This is a genomic window from Lonsdalea iberica, from assembly GCF_002111585.1.
Classification (GTDB): domain Bacteria; phylum Pseudomonadota; class Gammaproteobacteria; order Enterobacterales; family Enterobacteriaceae; genus Lonsdalea; species Lonsdalea iberica.
The window spans coordinates 65,401-86,028 of the sequence record NZ_LUTP01000003.1; the positions used below are offsets into that span (position 1 = coordinate 65,401).

The window sequence follows — 20,628 nt, forward strand, 5'->3', positions numbered from 1 at the left end:
TGACAACGGAGGAAACTTAATGTCACAAGATCCATTTCTGGAACGAGAAGCAGAAAAATACGAATCACCGATTCCTAGCCGAGAATACATTCTGGCGCACCTCGCCAAGCGAGATACCCCTATCAGTCGTGAAGAACTGGCCACCGATCTGGACCTGACGTCTGACGAACAACAAGAAGCGCTGCGTCGTCGCCTGAGAGCGATGGAGCGTGACGGCCAGCTGGTCTTTACCCGTCGTAAATGTTACGCCCTGCCTGAAAAACTGGATTTGCTTCGCGGTACGGTCATGGGCCATCGCGACGGTTTCGGTTTCTTGCGCGTTGAGGGTCGCAAGGACGACCTGTACCTGTCCGCCGAACAGATGAAAACAACGATACACGGCGACGTCGTACTGGCTCAGCCCCTCGGCGAAGACCGCAAAGGCCGCAGAGAAGGGCGCATCGTCCGCGTGCTTGAGCCGCGAACCAGCCAGATCGTCGGCCGCTACTTTACCGAAGCCGGTACTGGCTTTGTGGTGCCGGACGACAGTCGTCTGAGCTTCGATATTCTGATCCCGCCTGAGGCGGTATCCACCGCCCGTATGGGGTCGGTCGTCGTGGTCGAGCTTACGCAGCGCGCCACGCGTCGTTCCAAAGCGATCGGTAAGATTGTGGAAGTGCTGGGCGAAAATATGGGAACCGGGCTGGCGGTGGATATCGCGCTGCGCACCCATGATATCCCGCACGCTTGGCCGCCGGAAGTGGAAGAACAGGTCGGCGAATACAGCAGCGAAGTACCTGAGAGCGCCAAACAGGGGCGCATCGATTTGCGTCAGCTGCCGTTAGTGACCATTGATGGCGAAGACGCCCGAGACTTCGATGATGCCGTTTTCTGCCAGAAGAAACGCGGCGGCGGCTGGCGTCTTTGGGTGGCGATTGCGGATGTCAGCTATTACGTGCGCCCGGAGACCCCGCTCGACACTGAAGCGCGCGCCCGCGGCACGTCGGTTTACTTCCCGTCTCAAGTCGTGCCGATGCTGCCGGAAGCGCTTTCCAACGGCCTGTGTTCGCTGAACCCGCAGGTGGATCGTCTGTGCATGGTGTGTGAAATGACCATCTCCGCGCAGGGACGGCTCTCCTCCTATAAATTTTACGAAGCGGTGATGAGCTCCCATGCGCGTCTCACCTATACCAAGGTGTGGAATATTCTGCAGGGCGACGAAGCGCTGCGTGCGCATTACCAGCCGTTGGTCGGCGCGCTGGAAGAGTTGCACGAGATGTACCAGGTGCTGGATAAAGCCCGTGAACAGCGAGGCGGCATCGCTTTCGAAACGGAAGAGGCGAAGTTTATCTTCAACGCCGATCGCCGTATCGACCGTGTGGAAGCCGTGGTGCGTAACGACGCGCACAAGCTGATTGAAGAGTGCATGATCCTGGCGAATATCGCGGCGGCCAAGTTTGTTGAGAAACATGAAGAGCCTGCGCTGTTCCGCGTGCACGATCGTCCTACCGAAGACCACGTTCTGGCGCTGCGCAGCGTCCTGGGCGAGCTGGGCCTGACGCTGAAAGGCGGCATGAAGCCACAGCCTCAGGATTATGCGGAGTTAATGACGCAGCTGGCCGACCGTCCAGACCGCGACATGCTGCAGACCATGCTGCTGCGTTCGATGAAGCAGGCGGTTTACGATCCGGAAAACCGCGGCCACTTCGGGCTGGCGCTGACGTCTTATGCGCACTTTACGTCGCCGATCCGCCGCTACCCCGATCTTTCGTTGCACCGGGCGATCAAGTATTTGCTAAGCGATCGCAAAGCGCGATCGACCGCGACCGGCGGCTGGCACAGCGATATGGCGGAATGTCTGCAATTGGGCCAGCACTGTTCCATGACGGAGCGCCGTGCGGATGAAGCGACGCGTGACGTGGCGGACTGGCTGAAATGCGACTTCATGCAGGATCATGTGGGCGAGGTCTTCACCGGCGTGATCTCCAGCGTCACCGGGTTCGGCTTCTTCGTGCGGCTCAACGATCTGTTTATCGATGGGTTAGTCCACGTCTCGTCGCTGGATAATGACTACTATCGCTATGATAATATCGGCCAGCGTCTGATCGGCGAATCACGCGGCCAGGTTTACCGGTTGGGCGATGTCGTGGAAATCCGTGTCGAAGCGGTGCATATGGACGAGCGCAATATCGACTTTGCGTTGGTCTCTTCCACGCGTAAAGTGCGCGGCGAAGGTAAAACCGCGCGTGACCGGATGAAGCAGGGCGACGGAAAAGACACTAAATCCCCCCGCCGCCGTAAGCCTGCCAATAAGCACGTCAACTTCGAGCCGGACAGCGCGTTCCGCAAGGATAACGACGGCGCGAAAAAAGGGAAGGCGGCCGATGGCGGGAAGAAAACGCCGTCCAGAGCCAAGAAGAACGCGCAGAAAACGCGTAAGATCGCGGCCGCCACCAAGGCCAAGCGAGCAGGCAAAAAGCCCCCCGCGGAATAAAGCCTGACATCTGGCGATAAGCGCAGCGTCGGCGCGGGGGAGTATCCCCCGGCTGAAACTGCGTATCATCAGCGTAGTGAAGCGTATCCATTATCAACATCGCGGGCGGTCTGCCGCCCGCGTTATCTGTCAAAAGAGTATCAATGAGCGAAATTATTTACGGTATCCACGCGGTGAAAGCCCTGCTGGAGCGCGACCCACAGCGTTTTCTCGAAGTGTTCATCCTGAAAGGTCGAGAAGACCGTCGTCTTCAGCCGGTTATCGCCGAGCTGGAATCCAACGGCATCGCCGTGCAGGTCGCCAACCGCCAATGGCTCGACAGTAAAGTCGAGGGTGCCGTACATCAGGGGATCATCGCTAACGTCAAACCGGGCCGCCAGTTTCAGGAAAACGATTTGCCTGAATTGCTGGCTGCCCACGATGCACCGTTTCTGCTGGTGCTGGACGGCGTGACCGACCCTCATAATCTTGGCGCCTGCCTGCGTAGCGCAGATGCGGCGGGCGTGAATGCGGTGATTGTTCCACGCGACCGTTCCGCTCAGTTGAACGCTACGGCGAAAAAAGTCGCCTGCGGCGCAGCGGAAAGCGTGCCGCTGATTCGTGTGACCAATTTGGCGCGGACGCTACGTTTGCTGCAAGAGCACAACGTGTGGATCGTGGGTACGGCGGGCGAGGCCGACCATACTCTGTATCAAAGCAAACTGACCGGGCCGATGGCGCTGGTGATGGGCGCGGAAGGCGAGGGGATGCGTCGATTGACGCGCGAGCATTGCGATGAGCTGATTAGCATTCCGATGGCGGGCAGCGTCTCTTCGCTGAATGTGTCGGTCGCGACCGGCGTGTGTCTGTTCGAAGCGGTGCGCCAGCGAAGCTGAGGCGGATTGTGATGGCGGGAGCGAGCGCTCCCGCTGACCTTTCTTATTTCGTCGTGGTGGACGACGATTTGGCCGCAATGCGTTGTTCAACCGCGTTACACCAAAGCACTGACGTCTTATTCGGCCAGGATCTCGCCGCCAGTTTACTCTCTACCGCCTGCTGCCAGGTCGTCGAACCAATCTGCACATTGATTTGCGATTGGCCGAGAATATTCAGTTCGGACTCCACCCATAAATTCCATTCCAGACTGCGGCAGGGCGCGGTGGTCGTGGTGGCTGCAGTGGCGGAACCCGCACTGAACAGCAGAACGGCGATGGCCAGTATTTTCTTCATTAGATCCTCTCAATCGGGTGGTTTCAGGGTCTCTGGGCCGCCGGTTGCCTGTACAGTACGGCAAAGGCTCTCCAGACGCCGGGGTTCAGCTTTTCGCTCTCCGTCCGGCTGACAATCCGGTAATACTGCGCGCCGCGCAGATTGGCCAGGCGCAGCACTTCTCTGTCCGCGTCATCAGGACTCCCGCGCACGATAACAGAAAGCGTGTCGATTCTATCCACTGACAGGCTCTGCTGCCGGTTAATCTCAATGGCATGTTGACCGGGCGGCGGCGCTGGCTCCGGCGCGTTCAGGCCGCAGGCGGAGAGTAGCAGAGAACATGAAAATATCGCCAGTCGCCAGCGTGTTGGCCGCCGTAATGGGGGTCAGTTTGGATATCGAAAATTATTGTACGTTAAGCTCGTTTTTTGAGCACAATAACGTTGCACAGAGGCTTAACTGACACACCGCTATGCAACGTAGGTCACGATCAATCGACTAATGAAACAATGCCTTCAAGAATGTCTATAAGCTCAATTTTGTCATTATTATCATCTCTATAAGTAGAGCATTTTATGATTTTTTCGGCAGTCATTAAGGGCCAGAACCTGTCCAGTACGTCGTTAGGTTTCGTGCTGGTTGCCCTTCCTATGATTTTTTTTGCGTCGCATGTATCTGTGAAAACAACCTGAACCCCTGTCTCATCCCTTATTAGATCTGGGCAAAGATAGTTTTCAATTTCACGTTTACGTGTGGCAAAAAACATTTTTCCGGCCTCTTCAACTTCCTTTTTTCGTTTTTCTATCGAAAGAACTTGTGCTCGATCCCCTCCAATATCCGAATCAAGAAAAACGCACCATGGTAGTCCAAGGTCATTTGCTAGATTTAACGTTACCCAATGTTTAACACTTCCACATCCTCCAATCAGTATGGGTACAATATTTACATCTTCTAGGCTTGCAGGAATATCTCCGGATTTTTTTAAACATTTTCCTGCGTGTCTAAGGAATGTTACATCTGATTTTCCCTCAACTAAAACTATACCCTTAGCTCTTTCCATACCAGTCTCTGGCAGAACGCCAAGACTTTCTGTCGCCTCCCTAAGAACTGCATCATCAGGCATTTTTACAACAGGCTGTCCATCAGCATCTTTTGTTACATATCGAATACCCTCGACTGGAATTAATCCTGCCAAAGCTGGTACATGTGTAGTTACAATAATTTGCCTATTAGGTTGACGTGACAGTGATAATAAAGCTTTCATCAACATAATTTGATAATTAGGGTGCTGTGATGTTTCTGGTTCTTCTATAGCATAAATAACGTTGCGCTGGGTCCCTGATACTGCTTTCTCAGCTTCAGCTCTAAAAAAATTAAGCAAAATAAGTCGCCTTACACCGCTTCCTCTTTTATTTATTGGAATTCCATTCTCACCATCGAGTGTAAAGTTAAATGTCCATTTGGGTTTTTCTTTAAACCGCGGAGTAAGCTCATTCGCAAGTTCTGGTGCCATTTCTCGCAGTTTATCCAGAGTCCTCTCAGCAACATCTAATACACTGTCCTGGATTTCTTGTTCAAGAGCTGAAATTTTCCCTTGCAAAGCCGCTTGAGCATCTTTAACAGCTTGTTGTAATGGGCTTTTTGCTTCAGAGTCACCATCGCTACTCTCTCTGTCGGCCTTGAAGAGAGCAAAGGTTGGTAGTTGTTCAAGAATCCGCCCCCATATTGACTTAGTTTCTGTCCCTAATCCCTTATCTACATCAAGTAAAATTTCAGCACATTCATATGGCATAGCAGCATCTCTGATAGCCTGTCGCCATAAAGATGCAGTTCGCTTATCCTCCACATTTTTCTCAACATCTTTTCCTGTGACTTTCAATTCTGATATTTTCATTCCCAGCAAATTGTTCAACGGTTCATTTACAGGGTGCTGGCAACGTATGTATGTTTTATCTGGTTTTCCAGTTGTTGTTGCTTTGAATGTTTTTACAATTTCGAAATGTCCATGACTGTTTAATAGATGTTCAGAAGCCAGAGTTGTGCTCACTCGTTCATCAATAAGTATAACGGGTGGCAAATCATCAAACTCACAAGAAATTTCAAAGTGAGTTTCCCCATTAGCCATGCTAAAGCAGTTCATGTCATTTTTATCTGCTTTAATTCCATCAATTTCAAAAAATATAGCTAATGCTTCAAGGATTGTTGATTTACCAAAATCATTACGGCCTACAATTCCCGTCATGGCTTCATCGACAGGAATTTCTATTGTATTTCTGTAACCCCTGAAATTAGTGAGTTTGATCTTTTTGAGTCGCATGTGTAGTCCTTATTTAGTGCATTAAAGAGTTTATTTATTTTGTTTATATATAGCCTGTATTCGACATACTTGCGAACAGCTATATCCTGTAGCATCAGCTGTTTCTCGAATACTCAGTTTCTTAATCTGGCGGTAGTAGGGCTCCGTTTGGGAAACGGAAAATATTGTACGTTAAGGCTATTTTTTAACCATTACGCCACTTGGGACTGTTATCAAAACCAGCCCCATTAATTATGCATACTAAGTGTGAAGGATGTCGTTGACTACCTGCCGTTTAATGGTTCACTGTATTAATTATTAAACGTAGTTTGCAGTTTCTCATACATCTTTTGAGCCTTTTGCAGCTCTGAAGAAGAAAGCTCTTTGGCGATTATGTCTCGTTCATCACTTGAATCTGGAGTTGCATCTGCGCCAATTGAACACCATGCCCAAGCGGCAATCACATCTTTGGTTACAGTAATGCCGTTATGAAGATAATGACATACTCTGTAGGCAGCGTAGGTGTAACCTTGGTTTGCGGCTTTCTGATACCAGAATAATGCACGCTCAGGATTTACAGGTTCCATCTCCTCATAAATCTCACCTAATCGTTCCTGTGCCCACATGCTGCCATTTTTGGCCGACAGCTCGAGCCATTTAACCGCTTCCTCTGTTTTTCCTTCGCGGAGAAAGTCCATACCAACGGCAAATTGTCCGCTGGCGTTACCTTTCTTGGCTGATTTCAAAAACCAGTTAAAGGACTCTTTTCTGTTTTTTTCTTCATCACGCAGAAAATATCCAAGCTGAAGCATTCCTTCTGGCGAACCATTTTTTGCGGAGTCTGTCAGCCACTTTTTCTTTTAATTCGTTTTTGTTTTTTAATAGCAGGAAAGGGTACTCTTCCAACAATTTTGCGAACTCCAACTGATCACTGGCACTACCTGATTGTGCCCATGTGGAATACCAATGCAGGGATTGTTCGGTGTCTGGTTTGCCACGTTCACCTCTGGCATAAACCGCCGCCAGTGCTTTCTGGGCAGGCCGATATCCCTGTTTGGCGGCACGCTGATACCAGTCAGTAGATTTGGGTTCATTACGGCGCGGATAAACGTTTTCATAATCAGGGTCTGCTGCCAGTATAGTCGCAAAATCGTACTCTGCTTTTACATCGCCGGATTTGGCCTGTACTTCTATTTCGTTATAGCGGCTACGAAGGGCATTTAATCGTTTTCTGGCCTCGTCTGACTTGCCAAAATGAATGGCACGACTGTAATAAAAGTATGCCTGACCAAGATTCTTTTCTATTCCATCACCACTTTCTAAACGCTTAGCCAGTTCGAGATTTGCCGCTGCATCACCACGGCCTGCTTTTAATCCTAAGTCGTGAATTTTATCTGAATCTGCAAAAGCAGTTGATACTGTAATTAATGACATAATCAGCGCAATGGATGGTAAAATTTTTGTTTTTTTCATCGCTACATCTCCTGGCATTCCGTTTGATAAACGAAAATTATTGTACGTCAAGGCCAAACCTGGACCATTCCGATAGGAGAGAACCGCTCTATGCGCGGGTTCTCGAATTGTGATCGGGTGATGCTGAGTTCGCACTCAATCGATCTTAAAAAGACCTTTTCTGTTTCAAGGTTTAACTACATTTAGCATATAATTTTTACTGAAATAACTTGCCGGTGCGATCATACTTCCGTACATTCCACCACTGATATTTATCTTAATTTCAACTACTTTATTCGGTGTGCCATAAACTTCTACACAGTTTCCATTATAACGCGGCTCTTTATGCAACATAGAGTCATCAGTATTTTCGTCAGGCAACAAGCAATTTCGCAGGGAAATACCCGCATCAGATGGTGTAACAGTACCAGGAATATAACCAGTTCGTTGGTGATACCATCCGCCCATAACAGATCCACCAATAATATCTATTTTAACAAAGTAAGGAACACCCACTGAGGCTGATTTCAATCTACTGCCTTCTGGCATATACTCGGCCTTCGGGCTTAATAAACCACATGCAGAAAGAAAAAACGCACAACCAATAATAAGAAAGGTTATAGTTCGCATTTTTATTTTAATGGTTTAAAAACCACCCCCCCAAAAAATCGATTGATGAAAAAAGATATATCTTTCCCATACTTTATTTGATTTTCCACTTGCCCCCATGAAAATAATTTCAAATGAACTGCTCCACTAACATCCTGTGTTACAGGACCATCCCAGACAATCCAGTGAGTGGGCACTGTCAATTTATCCGACAAGCTTCCATTTAATAATCCATCATTAATTAGGGTGATGACTTTATAACCTTTATTAATATATTCATTTAAATCTCGAATACCCTGAATGCCAGCCTGTGCTATCCCGACATTGCTGAACACCTTCTCATACCCAGCTTTTTCAAACCATTCCGTTAGCGTTTTCCACAGAGTGACACCAGCAACAGGAGAGTCAAGGGTATCAAAGCTAAATATGGTATTCTCTGAATCTCTTAGCCCTGCCAGAGTCATCCAATCAAGGCCGGAGATATTATTATAAAAATGCCCCGTAGGATGGCGGCATCCCTCACTAGGTTCTATCTCAAGTTCACCAATTTTTGTTTTCCCATACCGCCAAAGTTCACGAGCCGCCTGTGCATACACATCAGGGCGGTCTTTTTGCAGACAGTAAAAAAATGCAGCAGGACCACACACACTGGCTCCGGATTGATAAGGGTAAGATAAATGGTTAAATCTTTCCTGAATATCGCCTTCAATGCTGTCTTTTTCAAACGGATCCTGTGGTGTTCCTATTGGATATTCTTTCGCAATAAATGGACGTTCCGGGATAGTGATTTTAATCTGTTTTGTTTCGCCCCCCTGACTCTCAGGCTTCATTGTCCCTTTTGATTCAAAATAACAGGGGTTTTCTCGCTTCACCGGAGACCAGGCTTTGCCTGATGCAAATTCTTCCAGTGTATACATCTTAGTGAACGGAACAGGCGTTACACAGTGCGTATGCAACATGGTTTTTCGGTAAATGTTCATTTCCATAATATAAATAGATGAGAGTGACTCATTTATATTTCCGGTCATGTGGCTCTGTGTTTCATAATTGCCCTGAAATGGCTGTTGTTTTACATCCACCAGGGGATGTTTATTCCTTTCGGAGTCCATGCGGTAAATACACAGGTCATACCGAAGGGAATCAGCCGGGACATTAGAGTTTATTCTGGTACTGAGGTGGTAAACAGCCATCATTAATCCATTAATATATGCAGGTTAATATTTTCAGCGGATTCAGAAAAATGACACTCTGTCATCCCCTGGCTATCCGTATTCCCCGTTTCTGTATGACCGTCCGGGAACATCAGAACATACCGGCAATCCACCATCAGTCTGCCATCATCATCTGCACACTGAAAACGAAGGGTGTTACGTGAAGAAGGTTGCTGCACTGACTGGCTCTGTGCGCTGACAATTTTTGCCGTTGACGGGTTTCCCGCCGCAATAACGAAGTTCGTTCCGGTCGCACAACCACAGCGTACTGGTGAACCATTGACGGCTACGGCCCACCCCTGTGGGTTGGTCTGCCGGAGATCGCCGGAAGCAATCACGCCTGGCTGCCCGCATTTCGGGCAGAGTGACGTTTTATCGCCCACGTAGAGCTTTCGCCTTCCGTTCACCGACCAGCCCTGACTCCCGGCATAACAGACTGCCCCTGTTGACGTTTTATCACCATCAAGCCCGGAGTTTTTGCCGTGCACACCGCTCCATCTGTTGTCTGACATACATGTTTTCCTCAGTCCGTAAGAATATGCAGACTGATATCGTCTGCCGATTCGGCATAATGCCATCCGGTAACCCCGTGCTCATCGGTAACGCCAGCTTCAGAGCGTCCGTCCGGGAACATCAGGGTATAACGGCAACCGGCCATTAGCTGCCCCTCGTCACCGGCGCACTGAAAGCGAATACAGTTCCGGGCGCTGGAGTTCTGAGCTTGCTGTGCAGGAATGGAGGTATGATGGGTATTGCGGGAGGTCAGGGTACCCGGCATCGTGCTGGTATACTGTGTGGCAGAGCCAAAAACGTAATGGTCCGGGCAATGGCATAACACTCTGTCACCCGTGGCAACATAAGCCCGCCCTTCTTCGGCCCAGTCCTGAGCTGAAGCCAGAAGTTCAAAGTAGCCATCACATTTACTGCATGATGCCTTGTCACCGGTCCGGGCTATTGCTTTATTTCCTTCAAACCAGGTCGCAGTGGCAGAAATGATTTCTCCATAGCTCGTTTTGTCGCCAAGGCAGGCCAGTGCTCTTGCCATCATTAATCCCTCAATATATAAATGGTTATGCTCATAGGCATCATACAACAATCACGACTTAACCCAAATTTTCCGTTTCTGATTGCCGGTACAGCGCCTGAATGCGGCATATCTGGGAAGGGCTGTATCCCGTTGCATCCGCTGTTTCCCTGATACTGAGTTTCTTGACCTGCCGGTAGTACAGGACTTTCTGATGCCGATCCTGATCGGCTTGCTTACCCCGATATTTACCCAGCGTATGCGCCCGCTCAATTCCCTGTTTTTGTCGCTGGCGGCGGCTCAGCCAGTCCTTATGTGACATTGCGGCCATCAGGTCGATAAGCATATTGTTAATGGCGGTTATTACTGCGCGGGTGATAGGGTCGACCTGCGAAGGGTCTTTATCTGAGAGTGCCTGCCATGAGGTGGGGACATCCAGGCTGACAATTCGCAGCTCGTGTTGTTCTATCTGCTTTTTCAGCGTCATCCAGTCGCTGTTGCTCAGGCGGGTCAGGCGGTCTATCTGCTCGACCAGCAAAATATCATTACGATGACTGTCCATCAGCAAGCGCCCCAGCTCCGGGCGGTCAAGTTTTGTCCCGCTGATGTTCTCCCGGTAATAGCTGGCGATTTTATGCCCTCGTTCCTGAACGAACTGCTCCAGCATCTCTTTTGCCCGATCGGCGAACTGATCTTCCGTCGATGCTCTCAAATAAGCTCTGATGAACATTTTTCCACCGCGTTATCGCATTTAGGTTATTGCATTCACTCTATCGCATATAGGTTATGTCATACATCGTATGCCGTCACGTTTTGATTATGGCGTCAGGGTGTACCCTTATGCCATAAGCATTTTTGTAAAAAATACTGCATCGAATAATTTATGAGGGAAACTATATGGCAAGGAGGCAGATTCTTTCTCTGTCGGAAAGAGAATCATTACTGGCATTACCGGACGATGAGTTAACGCTGACCCGAATGGCGTATTTCAGCGAGCAGGATCTGGCATTTATTAATGCTCACCGTAAACCCGCCAGTCGGTTTGGTTTTGCCGTCCTTCTCTGTTATCTGAAAAATATCGGGTTTGCTCCGGATAAAAAAATCCCACCCTCTGATGCGTTGCTGAAGCATATCGCCAGCAGGCTAAAGCTTACCGGGGATCTCTGGCCCGCTTACCTTTCCGGCAGGGATACGACCCGGCGTGAGCATTTAACCGAACTGTACCGCTATCTTGGCGTAAAGGCGTTCACCGGAAAAATACAGCAGGACTGTATTACACACCTGCTGTCGATGGCGACGCGCACCGATAAGGGTATTCTCCTAGCCGAAGAGTTACTGGTCTGGCTCCGGCAGAACAACGTGATAATCCCTGCGATTGATGTAGTGGAACGTACCTGTGCGGAGGCCATGGCAGGCGGCGATAAAATCGTATTTCAGACCCTGAATGCCCCGTTAACTCCGGCTCACAGGGATGCCCTGGATCGTTTACTTGAGTCATCAGATAATCAGTCGTCCAGGCTGACATGGCTTCTGCAACCGCCGGGTAAAATCAATGGTAAAAACGTGCTGCAACATCTTGATCGGCTCAGTAGCATTGAATCGCTGGCATTACCGGAAGGTATAGATCGTATCATTCACCAGAACCGGTTGCTGAAACTGGCGCGGGAAGGCCGAAAGATGAGCAGCCGGGATTTAATTCGATTTTCAGCAGCCCGGCGTCATGCGATCCTGGTGTGCGTGCTGGAAGAAGCCAGAGCCACACTGACAGACGAAGTGATTGAGCTGCATGAGCGAATGCTGAACAGCCTTTTCAGCAAAGCCAAAAGAACACAGGCTGAGCGGCTTCAGCAGACCGGAAAGCTGATCCAGTCAAAACTGAGGCAGTATATTGATGTCGGTCAGGCGCTGTCTGATGCCCGTGATTCCGGTGGCGATCCATGGCTCGCAATAGAAAACATACTCCCATGGCCTGAATTTGTCGCCAGTCTGGAGGAAACACGCCATCTCGCCAGAAAAAATAATTTTGACCCGCTGCATATTATTACCGAGAAATACAGCACATTACGGAAATATGCCCCGCGCATGTTGTCAGCTTTACAGTTAGTCGCAACTCCGGCAGCGCAACCTCTGGCTGATGCGCTGGTTGTGATCAAGGATATGTACCGGAAGCAGTCACGTAAAGTTCCGGCCACCGCGCCGCTTGAGTTTGTCCCCGAAAGTTGGCGCAAGGTGGTAATTACACCTGCGGGTATTGACCGGCAGTACTATGAATTTTGTGCGCTCAGCGAGCTTAAGGGGGCGTTGCGCTCCGGGGACATCTGGGTTAAAGGTTCACGCCGCTACAAAAATTTTGATGATTACCTCATTCCCGAAAAGGACTTTGACAAACTCACACCGGCGCTGCCACTGCCCATATCTGCTGATTATCATGAGTACATTACCAGCCGTATGACCCTGCTTCAGTCCAGGCTTGAAGAGGTCAATGCCATGGCTGCCCTTGGTGAACTGCCCGATGTGGAAATATCTGACAGGGGCGTAAAAGTCTCTCCGCTGGATAACAGCGTTCCGGTGCAGGTTTCACCGCTGGCAGAGCTGGTTTACAGCATGCTACCGCGCCCTAAAATCACGGAAATTCTCGATGAGGTAAACAGCTGGACGACGTTTACCCGTCATTTTACGCATATAAAAAATGACATTACCCGTCCCGATACCCGCCTGCTCCTTACCACCATTCTTGCGGATGGCATCAATCTTGGCCTGACCAAAATGGCGGAAGCCTGCCCCGGGAGCACCAAATCATCACTCGAAGATATCCAGGCATGGTATATCCGCGACGAAACCTATTCAGCCGCCCTTGCAGAACTGGTAAATGCGCAGGGGAAACGTCCGCTGGCGGCATTCTGGGGTGACGGGACAACGTCATCATCAGATGGGCAGAATTTCAGAACAGGCAGCGCAGGCCGCTACGCTGGGCAGGTTAACCCGAAATATGGGCAGGAGCCTGGACGTCAGTTTTATACCCATATTTCGGATCAATACAGCCCGTTTTACACCTGCATAATTAGTCGGGTCAGGGATTCAACCCATGTTCTCGATGGCTTGCTGTATCACGAAAGCGACCTGGAAATCAGGGAGCATTACACCGATACTGCTGGTTTCACCGATCATGTCTTTGCCCTGATGCATCTGCTGGGCTTTGTGTTCTGTCCGCGAATCAGGGATCTCCACGACAAGAAGCTGTTTATCAGAGGGAAAGCGGACCAATACCCAACGCTTCAGTCACTGATATCAACGACCAGCCTGAACCTGAAAGAGATCGAAATTCACTGGCGCGAAGTGCTGCGTCTGGCGACCTCGATAAAGCAGGGAACCGTGACGGCATCCCTGATGCTGAAAAAGCTTGCCAGCTACCCCAAACAAAACGGACTTGCCAAAGCTCTGAGAGAAATTGGTCGCATTGAGCGAACCTTGTTTATGCTCGACTGGTTCCGCGATCCTGCACTGCGTCGGCGAGTACAGGCGGGACTGAATAAAGGAGAGGCCCGTAACGCGCTGGCGCGTGCGGTATTCCTGCACCGGCTGGGTGAAATCAGGGACAGAAAACCGGAAAATCAGAGCTATCGCGCCAGTGGACTGACGCTGCTGACGGCAGCTATCTCGCTGTGGAATACCGTCTATATGGAAAGAGCGGTCGATGCCCTGAAACGTAAAGGGGTGAAGATCAACGAGCAACTGCTGTCGCATTTGTCCCCGCTTGGCTGGGAACACATCAATCTGACAGGCGATTATATATGGAAAAGCAACCGGATACCGGCTTCCGGTAAGTTTCGTCGGCTGAGGCCAGCTAAAGTAGAAAGGTCAAAAAATAACCTTGACGTACAATAATTTTCGATATCCAAACTGACCCCTAATGCGTTGCGCGTCAAAGATAGCCACGCTGAAAACGCCCGCCGCGACTCCCGCCAGCCCGACAGTAGCGCCTTGCTGACACGCTGATAGGCAGACATAACGGCTGCCTTACTGCTTGCTTCATCGCGTTTTTTTCTGGACGTACGGCTGTCATTTGTCATTTTTCGCTTGCGAGGTGCGTTGTTACAGTCGTAATATTCGGTCGTCTTCATTTCCACTCACCTATCGCATTGCAAAGGAGGTTCAGTATGACTTATTCACATCCAACCCTTTGCAGGCCGCGTCAGGATTAATCACCGCAGTTCTCTTTTTCTTCGCGTATTGTCCCGACCCTGCCTGCCCACGCATTCTTTTTTTTAATTGATCAACAGGATTGATCTATGGGCAATACGATTCGCTTTATCTCTGCGCGCGTGAATGTGATCGCGTCGCAAAACACCTGGATTGATGATACCGCCATTCAGCAATTGACCGCTACCGCCGGTCTGCCGGATATGGCGCGGGTGTCCGGCATGCCGGACCTGCATCCGGGTCGCGGTTACCCCATTGGGGCCGCTTTTTTCTCTCTCCGCCGTTTTTATCCTGCGCTGGTCGGCAACGATATCGGCTGCGGCATGGCACTTTGGCGCACCGGCTTGCAGGCCGGAAAAATTTCTCTGGATAAGCTGGAGAAAAGGCTCGGCAATATCGACGGTCCGTTGGATGACGTGCCGGAGGTTCCCGACGATATGCTGCTTCACCGGTTTTCTCTCGGGACGCTGGGAGGCGGAAATCATTTTGCGGAGCTGCAACAGGTGGACCAGGTCTACCAGCCGTCGCTCTTCGAATCACTAATGCCGGATGCACGGCGATTGTTGCTGTTAGTGCATAGCGGATCGCGCGGGCTAGGTCAGACGATTCTGGAACGTCACCTGCGAAAGCATGGGCACCAAGGCGTACTGGAAGGCACGCCCGAAGCCGATGATTACTGGCGGCAGCATCAGCAGGCGCTGCGCTTCGCCGAGTTCAACCGGCAGTGCATCGCCCGCCGCATGTTGCAACGTTGGCATGCAGAAGGCGAAGCCTTGCTGGATGTGACTCACAATCTGGTGACGCCGACCACAATCGACGGTGAGGCTGGCTGGCTGCATCGCAAAGGTGCCACACCGTCCGACGCGGGACCGGTCGTCATACCCGGTTCCCGCGGCGATTACAGCTATCTGGTACAGCCGATGCCTGATGCGGTGAGCTTGTTCTCTTTGGCGCATGGCGCAGGTCGCAAATGGATGCGCGGCGAGTGCAAAGCGCGGCTCGAACAGCGTTACAGCGTGCAGGATCTGGCGCGCACCGAGCTGGGCAGCCGCGTCATCTGTCAGGATAAAGCGTTGATGTTTCAGGAAGCGCCTCAAGCGTACAAGTCGATTGATACGGTCATCGCCTCTCTGGAGAACGCGGGACTTATCACGCCGATTGCACGTTTGAAGCCGTTGTTGACGTATAAAACGCGGGGAGGCGTCGCATGATTTTTTTACAGCTATCCGCCGCGCAAGGGCCTGATGAGTGCATGTTGGCGACCGCCAAGGCATTGCACACGCTGACGCGCGAGGCGCACGCGTTGTCCGTCACGTTGGAAGTGGTGGAAAGCGAACCTGGAGACCGGCCGGGAACGCTGAGATCCGCGTTGGTTCTAGTGCAGGGCGACGCCGAGGAAGCACTGGCGAATTTATGGTGCGGAACGTTGCAGTGGGTTTGTCCCAGTCCTTGGCGTAAAGGGCCGGGACGAAAAAACTGGTTTATCGGCGTGCAGCGTTTCACGCCGCAACACACGTTCACTGATGGCGAGATCCGTATCGAGACGCTCCGTTCTTCCGGTCCCGGCGGTCAGCACGTCAACAAAACCGAGTCTGCCGTTCGTGCGACGCATGTCGCCAGCGGCATCAGCGTACGGGTGCAAAGCGAGCGCAGTCAGCATGCCAATCGCCGGCTGGCGCTTCAGCTGATCGAGTGGCGGTTACGGCAGCAGCACCAGCAGCGGACGGCGGCCTTGCGGGAGCAGCGACATCGTTGTCACCAGCAGATTGAGCGTGGCAACCCCGTTCGGGTGTTCAAAGGCGAGCGCTTCGAACCCTGCGGTTAGTCAGCAGTCAGTCGTTACGCTTTGCCGTTTTTTATCTATGGTTGGGGGATTTCCTTTCATCCCACCGGCGTGTTTGGCGCTATGGTAATGAGAGTGGATGCGCCGCCGACGGCTCTGGCGGGCAGATGAGCGATAAAAGGGAGGAGGCATAGATGATTGAAATCTCAGTAATTACGATAAACGGCGTTGAGGCGTTGCACGCCACGCCGTCAGGGAAACAGTCGGAGCCTCTGCCCACCGTTTTCTTCTTTCACGGCTTTACCTCCTCGAAGGAGGTTTACTCCTATTTCGCCTACGCGCTGGCGCATGCCGGATTTCGCGTGGTCTCCCCGGATGCGCCGATGCACGGCGCGCGATTCGATGGCGATGAGGCGCGGCGTTTGCGTCATTTCTGGGATATTTTTCAGCAGAATGTCCGAGAGCTGCCGGCGTATGTGGCGCATTTTCGTCAGTTAGGGTTGATTGACGACGGGCGGATCGGCGTTTGCGGAGCTTCTCTGGGGGGAATGACGGCGCTGGCATCAATGACACAGTATCCATGGATCAATGTGGTAGGGGCCTTTATGGGGTCGGGCTATGTGTCGTCGCTGTCGCAAGCGCTGTTCCCTCCGGTCGCGCCGGATGCACCGCAGAACGCGCCGCAATTGGCGTCGCTGGCGGAGCAGCTTGCACCTTACGACGTGGGGCATCAACTGGAGAAGGTGTCTGACAGACCGCTGCTGCTGTGGCATGGGCTGGCGGATACGCTGGTGCCGGCCGGTGAGACCGAACGTTTGTATCAGGCGTTGGCCAAACGTCAGCTGGACGCGAACGTGACTTATCTGACGGAGGCCGATATCGGCCATAAAATCACCCCCACCGCGCTGCGGGCGGCGCCCGCTTTTTCCGCCAGCACCTGTGAGCCGCCGCTTCCATCCTGTCGCCAATTACGTTGTTTAACTCAAGGCTGCGTATTTCATGCGCGGCCTTTCCGCTCCTTCGCCACATTGCCGCTTGTGTTACCTGTTCGGGGCACTTATAATTGCGCGTCATTTTTTCGGCCGCACACAACTACGTTCCTTGCTTCCATGGGCCGCGGCTGACCCTGACAGGAGGCTGAATAATCCGTAAGGAGCAATTCGATGCGTCATTACGAAATCGTTTTTATGGTTCATCCTGACCAAAGCGAACAGGTTCCAGGTATGATCGAACGTTACACCGGTGCTATCACTGGTGCTGAAGGTACGATCCACCGTCTGGAAGACTGGGGCCGCCGTCAGCTGGCTTACCCGATCAACAAACTGCACAAAGCTCACTACGTTCTGATGAACGTGGAAGCGCCGCAGGAAGTGATCGACGAGCTGGAAACAAACTTCCGCTTCAACGACGCCGTTATCCGCAGCATGGTTATGCGCGTTAAACACGCGGTAACTGAAGCTTCTCCGATGGTAAAAGCGAAAGACGAGCGCCGCGAGCGTCGTGAAGATTTCGCAGAAACCAGCGATGATGCTGAAGCTGGGGATTCTGCCGAGTAATTTGCCGTGACGAAGACGAATCGACTGGTACTGTCCGGCACCGTGTGCAAGACGCCCATTCGAAAAGTCAGTCCTTCAGGCATTCCTCACTGCCAGTTCGTGCTTGAGCACCGTTCTTTGCAAGAGGAGGCCGGATTAAACCGGCAAGCATGGTGTCGTATGCCCGTGGTTGTCAGTGGACATCAGTCACAAGCATTAACTCACAGTATAACGGTCGGCATGCAACTCACTGTTCATGGTTTCATCAGTTGCCACCAAGGGCGCAATGGCCTGAACAAAGTTGTCTTACATGCCGAGCAGATTGAATTGATAGATTCTGGAGACTAGCCAAATGGCACGTTATTTCCGTCGTCGCAAGTTCTGCCGTTTCACCGCGGAAGGCGTTCAAGAGATTGACTATAAAGACATCGCTACGCTGAAAAACTACATCACTGAAAGTGGTAAAATTGTACCGAGCCGTATCACCGGTACGCGTGCAAAATATCAGCGTCAACTGGCCCGTGCTATCAAGCGCGCGCGCTACCTGTCTTTGCTGCCGTACACCGATCGTCATCAGTAATCGGCCGCTGTCTAATAACAAGACTTTGAGAGGATAAGGTAATGCAAGTTATTCTGCTTGATAAAGTAGCAAACCTGGGCAGCCTGGGCGACCAGGTAAACGTTAAAGCGGGCTACGCTCGTAACTTCCTGGTTCCGCAGGGCAAAGCTGTGCCGGCAACCAAGAAAAACGTTGAGTTCTTCGAAGCTCGTCGCGCCGAACTGGAAGCCAAACTGGCTGACGTTCTGGCCGCAGCTGAAGCTCGCGCCGCTAAACTGAACGAACTGGCTAACGTCACCATCGCTTCCAAAGCGGGTGATGAAGGTAAACTGTTCGGTTCTATCGGCACGCGTGACATCGCTGATGCGGTTACCGCAGCAGGCGTTGAAGTTGCGAAAAGCGAAGTCCGTCTGCCGGAAGGCGTTCTGCGTACTCTGGGCGAACACGAAGTGAGCTTCCAGGTTCACAGCGACGTTTTCGCTAAGCTGAACGTGGTTATCGTTGCTGAAGCGTAATTTACGCTGACGTTAACGTCGTAAAACGCTGGCCTTGTGCCAGCGTTTTGCATTTCTGGGGGAGGGAAATCGAGTTTGGACCTGTCGTGACAAGAGCACTCTCCACTAATAGAAAGCGCCCGCTTTCCTACAACTTCTGATTTTTTATTCCGTCATCACGCTATGTCTAGCGTGTACGAACAAATGCGCCATCCGGCTGACGGATGAACTGCACCGTCTGGTTATCCGTCGTATCAATCTCTAATTCCGACACGACGTCCTGGGCATTCAGCCGCAGTCTGACTTTTTGTCCCGCATGAAGGCTGCTGAGCGGTTTGTCGTTACCTTCGACCTGCGCCATCGCGAACACATCGTTGACCGGAAGGTTATGATCGCGGAAGAGCTGCGCCAAGGTTTGTCCCGAGGCTATCTGATAATTTTGCCACGGTTTTTCGGCAGCGGCAGATGGCGCTTCGGGTTGCTCCGGCGCGGGGACGGAGTCAGCGCGCGGCGCCGGATTCGCCAACCTGGCCTGAACCGGTGTCGGCTCTGAGGTCAGCGGAACGTTGGTTGGGTTGTCGGCGCGAGTGGGCTGCGGGGTTGGAGAATAGGGCCAGAGCAGCACGATCAGCAGCAACGCCGCCGCAATCAGCAGCCAGCGACGATGCGGGTAGGGTAGCGGCTCCATCCATTGAAAGCCGTCCGGCAGATACCACAGCTGGCGCAACAGCAGCGAGACTCGGCCACAAGGATTGCGCCGCGTGGCGGAAGATGCGGACGATCTCCGCGCTGGCGTTTCATCGGCGGTGCTGAACTGCCAGGGCCGTTGGCGCCACCAACGCAGGCACGATTGCCACAGCGTGCGGGAATCCCAGCGGTTTTTACTTCTCCTGGGCGCGATTCTGCCCATGATGACCTCTCTTGCTACCGTGTAAGGTAAAAACGCCTTGAGTATATCGGTAATCCTTTAAGGATAGCCAGCAAGTCAGCGCGCTTTTGGGGCGGAGTACACGCTATCGGTCACAAGGTGTGTCAATGCGCGTCCAGCGGGGCTGGGCAGAGAAAATTTTACCCATAAACCTCACGCTGTTATGCTGCACGCTCGCTATTTTTACAGAAAAAGGAACATCAATGACAACGCCTTCTTATGACAGCGTAGAAGCCCAGGCAAGCTATGGCATCGGCCTGCAGATCGGTCAACAGTTACAGGAATCGGGTCTGGAAGGTCTGCTTCCTGAAGCGCTGGTCGCTGGCCTGCGTGATGCTCTTGACGGACAGGCGCCCGCCGTACCGGTCGACGTCGTTCACCGCGCGCTGCGTGAAGTTCATGACCGTGCGGACGCGGTACGTCGCGAACGTCAGCGTGAGCTGGCAGTAGAAGGTCAGCGTTTCCTGAAAGAGAATGTGCAGAAAGAAGGCGTAAGCAGCACTGAATCCGGTCTTCAGTTCCGCGTGTTGACTCAGGGCGAAGGCGACATTCCCGCCCGTCAGGACCGTGTGCGTGTGCACTACACCGGTCGTCTGATCGACGGTACGGTCTTCGACAGCTCCGTACAGCGCGGTCAGCCGGCGGAATTCCCGGTGAGCGGCGTTATCCCCGGTTGGGTGGAAGCACTGACGCTGATGCCGGTCGGTTCCAAGTGGGAGCTGTATATTCCGCAGGAACTGGCGTATGGCGAACGTGGCGCAGGCGCGTCCATCCCGCCGTTCAGCGCGCTGATTTTCGAAGTTGAGCTGCTGGAAATCCTGTAATACAGGAAGATGTCAGACAGTCGACGGGCTGTCTGACATCAGGTTTTATTAC

22 protein-coding genes and 1 pseudogene are annotated in these 20,628 nt (G+C 51.9%); 11 read left to right on the forward strand and 12 right to left on the reverse strand.

Going from position 1 to position 20,628, the window contains the following annotated elements:
* Window positions 1-19: 19 nt before the first annotated feature.
* Both rnr and rlmB read left to right on the forward strand, forming a co-directional pair.
* Window positions 20-2,473, forward strand: coding sequence for a ribonuclease R (rnr, locus tag AU511_RS01730; RefSeq protein ID WP_094108575.1), 2,454 nt, complete (start codon window positions 20-22; stop codon window positions 2,471-2,473).
* A 143-nt stretch (window positions 2,474-2,616) separates the two neighbouring features.
* On the forward strand, window positions 2,617-3,348 hold the full coding sequence (gene rlmB, locus AU511_RS01735) for a 23S rRNA (guanosine(2251)-2'-O)-methyltransferase RlmB (RefSeq protein ID WP_094100478.1): 732 nt from the start codon (window positions 2,617-2,619) through the stop codon (window positions 3,346-3,348).
* A 43-nt stretch (window positions 3,349-3,391) separates the two neighbouring features.
* On the opposite strand, the gene AU511_RS01740 is transcribed toward rlmB, so the two are convergent.
* The 11 genes and pseudogenes from AU511_RS01740 to AU511_RS01780 form a co-directional block, all read right to left on the reverse strand.
* Window positions 3,392-3,682, reverse strand: a complete 291-nt coding sequence (locus AU511_RS01740; RefSeq protein ID WP_094100477.1) for a hypothetical protein — start codon at window positions 3,680-3,682, stop codon at window positions 3,392-3,394.
* A 23-nt stretch (window positions 3,683-3,705) separates the two neighbouring features.
* On the reverse strand, window positions 3,706-3,903 hold the full coding sequence (locus AU511_RS17590; protein WP_240503740.1) for a YdgH/BhsA/McbA-like domain containing protein: 198 nt from the start codon (window positions 3,901-3,903) through the stop codon (window positions 3,706-3,708).
* Window positions 3,904-4,151: 248 nt separating this feature from the next.
* Window positions 4,152-5,978 (reverse strand): AAA family ATPase, encoded by a 1,827-nt coding sequence (locus AU511_RS01750; RefSeq protein WP_094108577.1) that lies wholly within the window; start codon window positions 5,976-5,978, stop codon window positions 4,152-4,154.
* Between the two features lie 30 nt (window positions 5,979-6,008).
* Window positions 6,009-6,116 (reverse strand): annotated as a pseudogene (locus AU511_RS17595) (recombinase family protein); the annotation flags it as partial.
* 152 nt (window positions 6,117-6,268) lie between these two features.
* Window positions 6,269-6,769, reverse strand: a complete 501-nt coding sequence (locus AU511_RS17600) for a tetratricopeptide repeat protein (protein ID WP_240503741.1) — start codon at window positions 6,767-6,769, stop codon at window positions 6,269-6,271.
* Window positions 6,741-7,430, reverse strand: coding sequence for a tetratricopeptide repeat protein (locus AU511_RS17605; RefSeq protein WP_240503742.1), 690 nt, complete (start codon window positions 7,428-7,430; stop codon window positions 6,741-6,743). The genes AU511_RS17600 and AU511_RS17605 overlap by 29 nt, the downstream gene beginning before the upstream one ends.
* Window positions 7,431-7,595: 165 nt before the next feature.
* Complete coding sequence (locus tag AU511_RS17170) at window positions 7,596-7,958, reverse strand: hypothetical protein (RefSeq protein ID WP_139829350.1); 363 nt, start codon at window positions 7,956-7,958, stop codon at window positions 7,596-7,598.
* 83 nt (window positions 7,959-8,041) lie between these two features.
* Window positions 8,042-9,208: a hypothetical protein gene (locus AU511_RS01765; protein ID WP_094108578.1), complete on the reverse strand. Its 1,167-nt coding sequence runs from the start codon at window positions 9,206-9,208 to the stop codon at window positions 8,042-8,044.
* A 2-nt stretch (window positions 9,209-9,210) separates the two neighbouring features.
* On the reverse strand, window positions 9,211-9,741 hold the full coding sequence (locus tag AU511_RS01770) for a PAAR domain-containing protein (protein WP_094108579.1): 531 nt from the start codon (window positions 9,739-9,741) through the stop codon (window positions 9,211-9,213).
* An 11-nt stretch (window positions 9,742-9,752) separates the two neighbouring features.
* Entirely contained in the window at window positions 9,753-10,274 is a 522-nt protein-coding gene (locus AU511_RS01775) for a PAAR domain-containing protein (RefSeq protein WP_094108620.1), read from the reverse strand.
* Window positions 10,275-10,332: 58 nt separating this feature from the next.
* Entirely contained in the window at window positions 10,333-10,983 is a 651-nt protein-coding gene (locus AU511_RS01780) for a recombinase family protein (RefSeq protein WP_094108580.1), read from the reverse strand.
* 167 nt (window positions 10,984-11,150) lie between these two features.
* On the opposite strand from AU511_RS01780, the gene AU511_RS01785 reads away from it, so the two are divergent.
* From AU511_RS01785 to rplI, 8 genes are all read left to right on the forward strand, one after another.
* Window positions 11,151-14,138: a Tn3 family transposase gene (locus AU511_RS01785; RefSeq protein WP_094108581.1), complete on the forward strand. Its 2,988-nt coding sequence runs from the start codon at window positions 11,151-11,153 to the stop codon at window positions 14,136-14,138.
* A gap of 404 nt (window positions 14,139-14,542) precedes the next feature.
* Window positions 14,543-15,664: an RNA ligase RtcB family protein gene (locus tag AU511_RS01790; protein ID WP_094108582.1), complete on the forward strand. Its 1,122-nt coding sequence runs from the start codon at window positions 14,543-14,545 to the stop codon at window positions 15,662-15,664.
* Window positions 15,661-16,278 (forward strand): peptide chain release factor H, encoded by a 618-nt coding sequence (gene prfH / locus AU511_RS01795; protein WP_094108583.1) that lies wholly within the window; start codon window positions 15,661-15,663, stop codon window positions 16,276-16,278. The genes AU511_RS01790 and prfH overlap by 4 nt, the downstream gene beginning before the upstream one ends.
* Window positions 16,279-16,430: 152 nt before the next feature.
* Window positions 16,431-17,360 carry an esterase gene (gene yjfP / locus AU511_RS01800; RefSeq protein WP_094108584.1) on the forward strand — a complete coding sequence of 310 codons (930 nt, stop codon included), beginning with the start codon at window positions 16,431-16,433 and terminating at the stop codon, window positions 17,358-17,360.
* 39 nt (window positions 17,361-17,399) lie between these two features.
* A complete protein-coding gene (rpsF, locus tag AU511_RS01805; protein ID WP_026739199.1) occupies window positions 17,400-17,792 on the forward strand; it encodes a 30S ribosomal protein S6 in 393 nt (130 codons plus the stop codon).
* A 6-nt stretch (window positions 17,793-17,798) separates the two neighbouring features.
* Window positions 17,799-18,119: a primosomal replication protein N gene (gene priB, locus AU511_RS01810; protein WP_094100472.1), complete on the forward strand. Its 321-nt coding sequence runs from the start codon at window positions 17,799-17,801 to the stop codon at window positions 18,117-18,119.
* 4 nt (window positions 18,120-18,123) lie between these two features.
* Complete coding sequence (gene rpsR, locus AU511_RS01815) at window positions 18,124-18,351, forward strand: 30S ribosomal protein S18 (RefSeq protein WP_000135199.1); 228 nt, start codon at window positions 18,124-18,126, stop codon at window positions 18,349-18,351.
* Window positions 18,352-18,392: 41 nt separating this feature from the next.
* Complete coding sequence (gene rplI, locus AU511_RS01820) at window positions 18,393-18,845, forward strand: 50S ribosomal protein L9 (RefSeq protein WP_026739200.1); 453 nt, start codon at window positions 18,393-18,395, stop codon at window positions 18,843-18,845.
* Between the two features lie 166 nt (window positions 18,846-19,011).
* Here the strand turns inward: rplI and AU511_RS01825 are convergent, their stop codons facing one another.
* The gene (locus tag AU511_RS01825) at window positions 19,012-19,734 is read right to left on the reverse strand and encodes a LysM-like peptidoglycan-binding domain-containing protein (RefSeq protein WP_094108585.1); all 723 of its coding nucleotides are present in this window, start codon (window positions 19,732-19,734) and stop codon (window positions 19,012-19,014) included.
* Between the two features lie 221 nt (window positions 19,735-19,955).
* On the opposite strand from AU511_RS01825, the gene fklB reads away from it, so the two are divergent.
* Window positions 19,956-20,576, forward strand: a complete 621-nt coding sequence (gene fklB, locus AU511_RS01830; protein ID WP_094108586.1) for a BamJ family beta-barrel-assembly machinery protein — start codon at window positions 19,956-19,958, stop codon at window positions 20,574-20,576.
* Window positions 20,577-20,628 lie beyond the last annotated feature (52 nt).